The organism is Streptomyces sp. WM6386, from assembly GCF_000972385.1.
Lineage (GTDB): Bacteria > Actinomycetota > Actinomycetes > Streptomycetales > Streptomycetaceae > Streptomyces.
In genome coordinates, this window is the sequence record NZ_JXTE01000032.1 from 109,782 (window position 1) to 116,514 (window position 6,733).

9 protein-coding genes and 5 tRNA genes are annotated in these 6,733 nt (G+C 71.5%); 7 read left to right on the top strand and 7 right to left on the bottom strand.

The window, feature by feature from the left end; genetic code table 11:
- The first annotated feature begins 160 nt into the window (after positions 1-160).
- Entirely contained in the window at positions 161-721 is a 561-nt protein-coding gene (locus TN53_RS20965) for a CGNR zinc finger domain-containing protein (RefSeq protein WP_046260107.1), read from the top strand.
- A 66-nt stretch (positions 722-787) separates the two neighbouring features.
- On the opposite strand, the gene TN53_RS47880 is transcribed toward TN53_RS20965, so the two are convergent.
- On the bottom strand, positions 788-940 hold the full coding sequence (locus TN53_RS47880; protein WP_020138043.1) for a hypothetical protein: 153 nt from the start codon (positions 938-940) through the stop codon (positions 788-790).
- Between the two features lie 155 nt (positions 941-1,095).
- The gene (locus TN53_RS20970) at positions 1,096-1,536 is read right to left on the bottom strand and encodes a hypothetical protein (protein WP_046260108.1); all 441 of its coding nucleotides are present in this window, start codon (positions 1,534-1,536) and stop codon (positions 1,096-1,098) included.
- A 199-nt stretch (positions 1,537-1,735) separates the two neighbouring features.
- On the opposite strand from TN53_RS20970, the gene TN53_RS20975 reads away from it, so the two are divergent.
- On the top strand, positions 1,736-2,260 hold the full coding sequence (locus TN53_RS20975; RefSeq protein WP_046260109.1) for a DsbA family protein: 525 nt from the start codon (positions 1,736-1,738) through the stop codon (positions 2,258-2,260).
- Positions 2,261-2,272: 12 nt separating this feature from the next.
- On the opposite strand, the gene TN53_RS20980 is transcribed toward TN53_RS20975, so the two are convergent.
- The 3 genes from TN53_RS20980 to TN53_RS20990 are packed head-to-tail and all read right to left on the bottom strand — an operon-like array spanning position 2,273 to position 5,016.
- A complete protein-coding gene (locus tag TN53_RS20980; RefSeq protein ID WP_046260110.1) occupies positions 2,273-3,100 on the bottom strand; it encodes a GNAT family N-acetyltransferase in 828 nt (275 codons plus the stop codon).
- A 54-nt stretch (positions 3,101-3,154) separates the two neighbouring features.
- On the bottom strand, positions 3,155-3,976 hold the full coding sequence (locus TN53_RS20985; protein ID WP_046260111.1) for an aminotransferase class IV: 822 nt from the start codon (positions 3,974-3,976) through the stop codon (positions 3,155-3,157).
- The gene (locus tag TN53_RS20990; RefSeq protein ID WP_046260112.1) at positions 3,973-5,016 is read right to left on the bottom strand and encodes a chorismate-binding protein; all 1,044 of its coding nucleotides are present in this window, start codon (positions 5,014-5,016) and stop codon (positions 3,973-3,975) included. Before TN53_RS20990 ends, TN53_RS20985 begins: the two co-directional genes overlap by 4 nt.
- Before the next feature lie 177 nt (positions 5,017-5,193).
- Here TN53_RS20990 and TN53_RS20995 point away from each other — a divergent pair.
- The 5 genes from TN53_RS20995 to TN53_RS21015 all read left to right on the top strand — a co-directional run bounded on the left by TN53_RS20995 (position 5,194) and on the right by TN53_RS21015 (position 5,661).
- Positions 5,194-5,266, top strand: a tRNA-Gly gene (locus TN53_RS20995).
- Positions 5,267-5,305: 39 nt separating this feature from the next.
- Positions 5,306-5,379, top strand: a tRNA-Cys gene (locus tag TN53_RS21000).
- A 1-nt stretch (position 5,380) separates the two neighbouring features.
- Positions 5,381-5,452: transfer RNA gene (locus TN53_RS21005), tRNA-Val, on the top strand.
- A 36-nt stretch (positions 5,453-5,488) separates the two neighbouring features.
- A tRNA-Val gene (locus tag TN53_RS21010) sits at positions 5,489-5,560 on the top strand.
- Positions 5,561-5,589: 29 nt separating this feature from the next.
- Positions 5,590-5,661 (top strand) — tRNA-Val (locus tag TN53_RS21015).
- Positions 5,662-5,714: 53 nt separating this feature from the next.
- On the opposite strand, the gene TN53_RS21020 is transcribed toward TN53_RS21015, so the two are convergent.
- The gene (locus TN53_RS21020; RefSeq protein WP_095046620.1) at positions 5,715-6,008 is read right to left on the bottom strand and encodes a zf-TFIIB domain-containing protein; all 294 of its coding nucleotides are present in this window, start codon (positions 6,006-6,008) and stop codon (positions 5,715-5,717) included.
- A gap of 80 nt (positions 6,009-6,088) precedes the next feature.
- A partial coding sequence (locus TN53_RS21025) for a phosphotransferase family protein (RefSeq protein ID WP_046260114.1) occupies positions 6,089-6,733 on the bottom strand: 645 nt, incomplete at its 5' end.

The window sequence follows — 6,733 nt, forward strand, 5'->3', positions numbered from 1 at the left end:
CACCGGCGCCGTCGCCGCGGATTCTCGCGGGGCGGCGCCGCTGCGTGTGCCCGTTACCACCGGTTCAGGAGGTCCGGGGCCGGTACGGGCGCTCGTGGAGCCACTACCATCGGCCAGCATCGGCGGGCGCCCGCCCGACCCCCAGGCCAGGGAGCGAAACGTGCTGATCACCCATGACACCCGGTGCGCCCTCGATGCCGTGGTGGATCTGGTGAACACCGCACCGGAGGACACCACGACCCCGGACGCGCTGCCGGACGTCGCGGCTCTCGAGGACTTCGTACAAAAGCACGAGATCAGCGATGTCGGGGTGCTCTCGGAGTTCGATCTCTCCACGGTGCGCAAGATCCGCGGCCGGTTCGCCTCGATCTTCTCCGCCGCGGACCCCCGGGTCGCGGCCGGGCTGATCAACGATTTGGTGGCCGCGGCGGGCACCACGCCCCGGCTCACCGACCACGACGGCTACGACTGGCATGTGCACTACTTCGCGCCCGGTGCATCCATCGCCGATCACCTGGCGGCGGACTGTGGCATGGCGCTGGCCTTCTTCGTGGTCGCCGGGGAGCAGGAACGGCTGCGGCGCTGCGAGGCCCCCGACTGCCGGCACGCGTTCGTCGACCTCTCCCGCAACCGGTCGCGGCGCTACTGCGACAGCCGTACGTGCGGGAACCGGCTGCATGTGGCCGCGTACCGGGCGCGCCGCAAGGAGGCGGCGGGCTGAGCTCCGGCCCGCACGGTGGTGTCGACGCGGTACCCGGCGGGTGACGCCGGGCACCGCGGGTACGGCTCAGAGCAGCAGCAGATCGTGCAGCGCAGCCATGAGCAGTAGACACCCGATCACCGCAAGAAAGATCATCAGCGGTGGCTGGGAAAGGGCGAAAAGGCACCCGCGCGGCTCGTCCTGCGGCGGCGCGGCGTCGCTCTGTGTCGTGTCCAGCATCTCGCGGGCGATGATGACGCAGTCGGCGCCGGTCGGGTGACCAACACGCCAGGGAAGAACGGCAGTTCGCCGGATCCCGTGACGAACGGTTCACGGCGTGGACGGCTCCGGGACAGGTGCGGGCCGACTGTGTCGTTTCAGTCCGCCTGCACCCGTCATATGCCGTGCTTCTTCAGGATGGCCTCGATGTCACTGAAGTCCTCCCCGGCACCGGCGCGGGGTGTGGCGGCGGGACGGGTCGCCGGCCGGGAGGCCTGGCCCAGCGAGGGCGCCGATGCCGCCGGGGCGATCGCCTCGCTCTGCGCGGCCCGGGCCGCCCTGCGCTCCTTGCGGGTGCCGCCGCGCCTGCGCTCCACCGCGCGCGTGCTCGCGAAGAGCATCCAGGAGACACCGAGCACACCGAAGCCGGCCCAGGCCGTCGGACTGAACGCGGTGTCCGCCACCCAGTCGACGACACCCGTCATGACCAGGCCGAGGGGCACGAGAGAGTACGCGGCGAGACGGGCGGCGGCGAGGAAACGCTTGCGGTACGCCGTCACCGCCGCGATGCCCAGGCCGGCCGCGGCGGCGGCGGAACAGACGGTCTCGGCAATCATCCGGTCCTCCAGGCAGGGCTCGGCAGGGCACTTCGTCCCTTCCATCCTGCACCGCCCCCACCCCGCGGGGCCATCCTCCGACCCGACATCAGGGACATCTCCGGGTCGGATCCTCCGTAGGTGCCGGTCGAGGTGTGTCTCCCCTGCGGCGTTCCGGGGCCGATTGGGTCGTCCGAGGCGCGGCTGGGAGACTGGGGACATGAGTGACTCCTCCCCCGCGCGTCCCGTCGCCCCCGTGCTCAACGTCTGGTGCGATCTCCAGTGCCCGGACTGCCGGAGCGCCCTGGAGGACGTCCGGGCCCTGCGTGCGCGATACGGCGACCGGCTGGAGCTGCGGCTGCGGCACTTCCCGCTGGAGAAGAACAAGCACGCCTTCGCCGCCGCGCAGGCCGCCGAGGAGGCCGCGGAGCAGGGGAAGGGCTGGGACTACGTCGAGGCCGTGCTGGGCCGGGTCGAGGAGCTGGGCCGCGGGGGAGAACCCTTCCTGGTCGAGGTGGCCGGCGAACTGGGGCTGGACGCCGAGGAGTTCGACACCGCGCTGATCGACGGCCGGCACATCCTGATCGTGGACGCCGACCAGGCCGAGGGCAAGGCGATCGGCGTGACCGGCACCCCGACGTACGTCATCGACGGCGAGCGCCTGGACGGCGGCAAGAGCCAGGAGGGGCTGCGCGAGCGCATCGAGGAGATCGCGGACCGGCTGCTGGCCGCCCAGGGTGCCTGAGCCGTCGTACGCCTACAGCAGCGGCTTGTAGAAGGCGTACTGCGTCGTCTCGTAGCCGAGTGACTCGTACAGCCGCTCGGCCGGGGTGTTGCCCGCGAAGACGTTCAGACCCAGGGTCCGTTCGCCGAGGGCGTGTGCCTGGGTCTCCGCCAGCAGCATGAGGGTGCGGCCGTGTCCGCGACCGCGGTGGGCCTCGTCCACCTCGACGTCGAAGATGTAGGGCTTGCCGTCGCGCAGGGCGAGCCAGAGGACGCCCACGCGAGTGCCCTCGTGCTCCAGGATGCTGAACTGCATGTTCTCGGTCGCGAGGCCCTGCGGCAGGAGCGTGTCGTGGTCGCGCTGCGACTTGGCGCGCGCCTCGGGCTCGGGCACGCCCCGTGCCATCCAGGTGCGCGCGTAGTCCTCCGACTCGTGCACCAGCCAGGCGTCGAAGTCGGCCTGCGTCATGGGGCGGGCCTGGCTGTCGGCGGGCAGGTCCGGCGCGGTGTCGCCGAGTTGCTTCACCATGCCGCGATTGCGCAGGACGTAGCCCAGCGCCTTGACCAGCCGCAGGGCCGCCTCAGCGGACGCCGGTACGCCGACCGCCTCGATCTCGCGGCAGCCCCAGCCACGTGCCACCTCCTCGGCGGCGAGCGCGGCCACCGTGCCCCGGCCGCGCCGCCGGTCGGGCTCCTCGATCCGCAGGTCGTGGATGCGGGCCACCGAGTCGCCGAAGGAGGGTGAGGTGCCGAGGTGTATCGCGCCGACGGGACGGCTGTTCACGCACACCTGGTAGCGGCGTGAACGCGTGCCGTCGGCGTTGTGCTGAAGCGGCTCGGTTGGCCGCAGGGTCGTGGTCATCAGGGGTGTTCTACCCGCCGCGGGCCTCCGAGTCAGCCCAATTTATCGGGCCTTTCACGGGTCCAGGTCGTGACCGGCCCGCTCGTCGAAGATCCGCATGGCCTTGGCGGTGACCGGGCCCGGGGTGCCCGGCAGTGCCCGGTCGTCGACGCGGTGGACGGCCTGTACGTCCCGCAGGGTGGAGGTGAGGAAGACCTCGTCGGCCCGCTCCAGGACGTCCAGTGGCAGGTCGGTCTCCTTGGCGCCGGTCCATTCGACCGTCAACGCGCGCGTGATGCCCGCGAGGCAGCCGGAGGCGACCGGCGGGGTGTGGAGCTCACCGTCGAGGACGACGAAGACGTTCGACCCGGTGCCCTCGCAGAGCTGCCCGACCGTGTTGGCGAACAGCGCCTCGGAGGCGCCGTGCTCGCGGGCCCGGGCGAGGGCCACGACGTTCTCGGCGTACGAGGTGGTCTTGAGTCCGGTGAGGGCGCCGCGCTCGTTGCGGGTCCAGGGGACCGTGATCACGGTGGTGGAGTCGGGTCGGCGGGTGGTCTCGCCGAGGGCGACGACCAGGGTCGGGCCGTGTTCGCCGCGGTCGGAGCCGAGGGGGCCGTGGCCGCCGGTGTAGGTGATGCGGAGCCGGCCGAGCGGCATCGGGTTGGCCTCGATGACGGCCGCGCAGCCGCGGCGCACCTCGTCGAGGTCGGGGTCGGGCAGGCCGAGACCGCGCGCGGACCGGGTCAGCCGGTCGAGGTGCCGGGTGAGGGCGAACGGCTCGCCGTCCACCGCCTTCACCGTCTCGAAGATGCCGTCGCCCACGGTCAGCCCATGGTCGAAGACGGAGACGCGGGCGGACTCGATGTCCTGCAGCCCGCCGTCGAGCCAGATCTTCACGTCAAGTCCCTCTCGTCAACCTCGTACGCACCCGACGCTACCGCGAGCAGCCGGGCCGCCTTCAGCTCGGTCTCCCGCCACTCCCCCTCGGGGTCGGAACCCCAGGTGATGCCGGCGCCGGTGCCGAACCGCAGCACGCCTTGCGCGCGGTCGATCCAGAAGGTGCGGATGCCGACAGCCAGCTCGCCAGTGCCCCGGTCGGCGTCGACCCAGCCGATGCCTCCGCAGTACGGCCCGCGGGGCGCCGTCTCCAGGGCGTCGATGATCCGCAGGGCGCTGGACTTGGGGGCGCCGGTGACGGAGCCGGGCGGGAAGGCGGCGTCGAGCAGTTCGGGCCAGCCGGCGCCCTCGCGCAGTTCGCCGCGGACCGTCGAGACGAGGTGGACAAGGCCCGGGTGCTTCTCGACCGCGCACAGGTCGGGCACGCTCACGCTGCCGGTGGCGCAGACCCGTCCGATGTCGTTGCGGACCAGATCCACGATCATCACGTTCTCGGCGTAGTCCTTCTCCAGGAGGTCCGCCTCGGTGCGCCCGGTGCCCTTGATCGGGCCGGACTCGACGATCCGGCCGTCGCGGCGCAGGAACAGCTCGGGAGAAGCGGTGGCTATCTCCACACCGTGCGCCCGCAGCCGGATCGTTCCTGCGTACGGTGCCGGGTTGCCGCGGGCCAGCAGGGCGGTCAGCGCGTCCACGTCGGCGTCGGGTGCGACGGGCGCGGTCAGCACCCGGCAGAGATTGGCCTGGTAGACCTCGCCGGCCGCGATGTGCTCGCGGATCCGGCGGACGCCCGCCGTGTATCCGGCGCGGTCCAGGGAGGACGTCCAGTCGTCGGCCGCCGGGCCGTGCCACGCCCCCGGCACCGGGGCGGGCACCCGCTCCTTGCGTACGTCCTGGAAGCGGGCGCAGGTCAGACGGCCCTCGAAGTCGGCGCAGACCGCCCAGAAGCCACTGGAGTCCAGGGCCGCGGGATCGCTGGTGACATCGAGGAGTCCGGTGGCTGTGCGCCCGCCGAAGCGGGCGAGAGGGACGAGGTCGAGCACGCGTCGAGTCTATGGCGGGTGTCCTGCGGGTGACCTGGTCATGTCCCTCCGGAGCCCGTGACCATGTGCGCGAGCGGGTGCAGCGCAGCACGCTGCACAAACGCGTTTTTGTGCTGGCCCCGGAATCCGCTAGAGTTCAACACGTCGCCGGGCCGCGAGAGCGGATCGGAAAGACAGGCGAACGTAGCTCAGTTGGTAGAGCGCAACCTTGCCAAGGTTGAGGTCGCGAGTTCGAACCTCGTCGTTCGCTCGAAAGAGCAAGGGGATCTTCCCGACCCCCTACACTCCTGGTGGAGTGGCCGAGAGGCGAGGCAACGGCCTGCAAAGCCGTCTACACGGGTTCAAATCCCGTCTCCACCTCCAAGGACGATTAGCTCAGCGGGAGAGCGCTTCCCTGACACGGAAGAGGTCACTGGTTCAATCCCAGTATCGTCCACTGGATCTTCCAGCTCCTACGGCAAGGTCCGAACCCGCGCGATTAGCTCAGCGGGAGAGCGCTTCCCTGACACGGAAGAGGTCACTGGTTCAATCCCAGTATCGCGCACGCAGCCCCTCTCACGGGGTGGCTGACCTGGACGATTAGCTCAGCGGGAGAGCGCTTCCCTGACACGGAAGAGGTCACTGGTTCAATCCCAGTATCGTCCACACACCGAAGCCCCCGGCCCTGCGGCCGGGGGCTTCTTCGTGCCTGCCGGCCGTCAGCTGGAGAACAGCATGTGGCCGAAGCTCTTGTGACGCTTGTGGCCGTAGTGGCCGCCGTGGTGACCGCCATGCTGCGGGGCGCCCCAGGCGGGGGCCGCGGGCGCCGCCGGGTAGGCCTGTGGGGCGGCCGGGGGCGGCGGGGCGGGCTGGGACCACTGGGACTCCACACGGGTCAGCGCCTCCAGCTCGCCGTAGTCGAGAAAAATCCCGCGGCAGCCGCTGCACTGCTCGATCTGAACACCGTTGCGGTTGTACGTGTGCATGGGCGCGTGACACTTCGGACACTGCATCGTCGGCTCAACTCCTCGCCGGTTGGTCCTGCTTCGCGTTACGCCAGGACAGACACTGTCCGGCTCCGGTCGGTTGCACCCTACTTCGCGTCGGTGCGGGTCAACTCGGGTGGGGCGGAACCCATTCGTGCACAGGCGTCGACGAGGAGCTGTTCGACCTCGTCCAGGGAGCGGTTCGCCGCGGCGGCCTTGGTCAGGGCGCGGGCCGCGGTCTGCACGGTGAGGGCGCGGGCCGGGACGTCCAGGGCGGGCCAGGGGTCGCCGTCCGCGGGAACGGCCGGGCCGCCTGCCGCGCGGTAGGCGTCGAGGAAGCGGGTCCACTCGTCGGGGTGGAGGAGGCCGCAGGCGTACCAGGCGGCCGGGCGGGCGAGGTCCCAGGCGGGGACGCCTCGTCCGAGGTCGTCCACGTCGATCAGGCGCCAGGGGCCGTCGGAGGCGGGGTGACGGACGAGCTGGCCCAGGTGGAGATCGCCGTGGCACAGGGTGCTGGTGTCCGGCATGGGGGTCTCGGCGCGGGCCCAGGCGGGGAGGGCGGACCAGGCGGCGAGGACGGGGCGTACGAGGGGTTCGGGGGCGGCGGGTGTGGTGCGGAGGCGGGCGATGGACTGGGCCGCCTTGGCCGGGGCGGGCATGGGGGGGGTGCCGGGGGGGGTGGGGGTGCGGTGGAGGTGGGCGAGGAGGGTTGCGGCTTCCTCCCAGGGGGCCTTGTCCGGGGTGTCCGGGTC

What these genes read in the sequence shown, in the direction of transcription:
- TN53_RS20980 (WP_046260110.1), bottom strand. Translation starts at nt 3,100, where the DNA reads ATGACCACGACCCTGCGGCCAACCGAGCCGCTTCAGCACAACGCCGAC.
- TN53_RS20970 (WP_046260108.1), bottom strand. Translation starts at nt 1,536, where the DNA reads ATGATTGCCGAGACCGTCTGTTCCGCCGCCGCCGCGGCCGGCCTGGGC.
- TN53_RS21020 (WP_095046620.1), bottom strand. Translation starts at nt 6,008, where the DNA reads ATGCAGTGTCCGAAGTGTCACGCGCCCATGCACACGTACAACCGCAAC.
- TN53_RS47880 (WP_020138043.1), bottom strand. Translation starts at nt 940, where the DNA reads ATGCTGGACACGACACAGAGCGACGCCGCGCCGCCGCAGGACGAGCCG.
- TN53_RS20975 (WP_046260109.1), top strand. Translation starts at nt 1,736, where the DNA reads ATGAGTGACTCCTCCCCCGCGCGTCCCGTCGCCCCCGTGCTCAACGTC.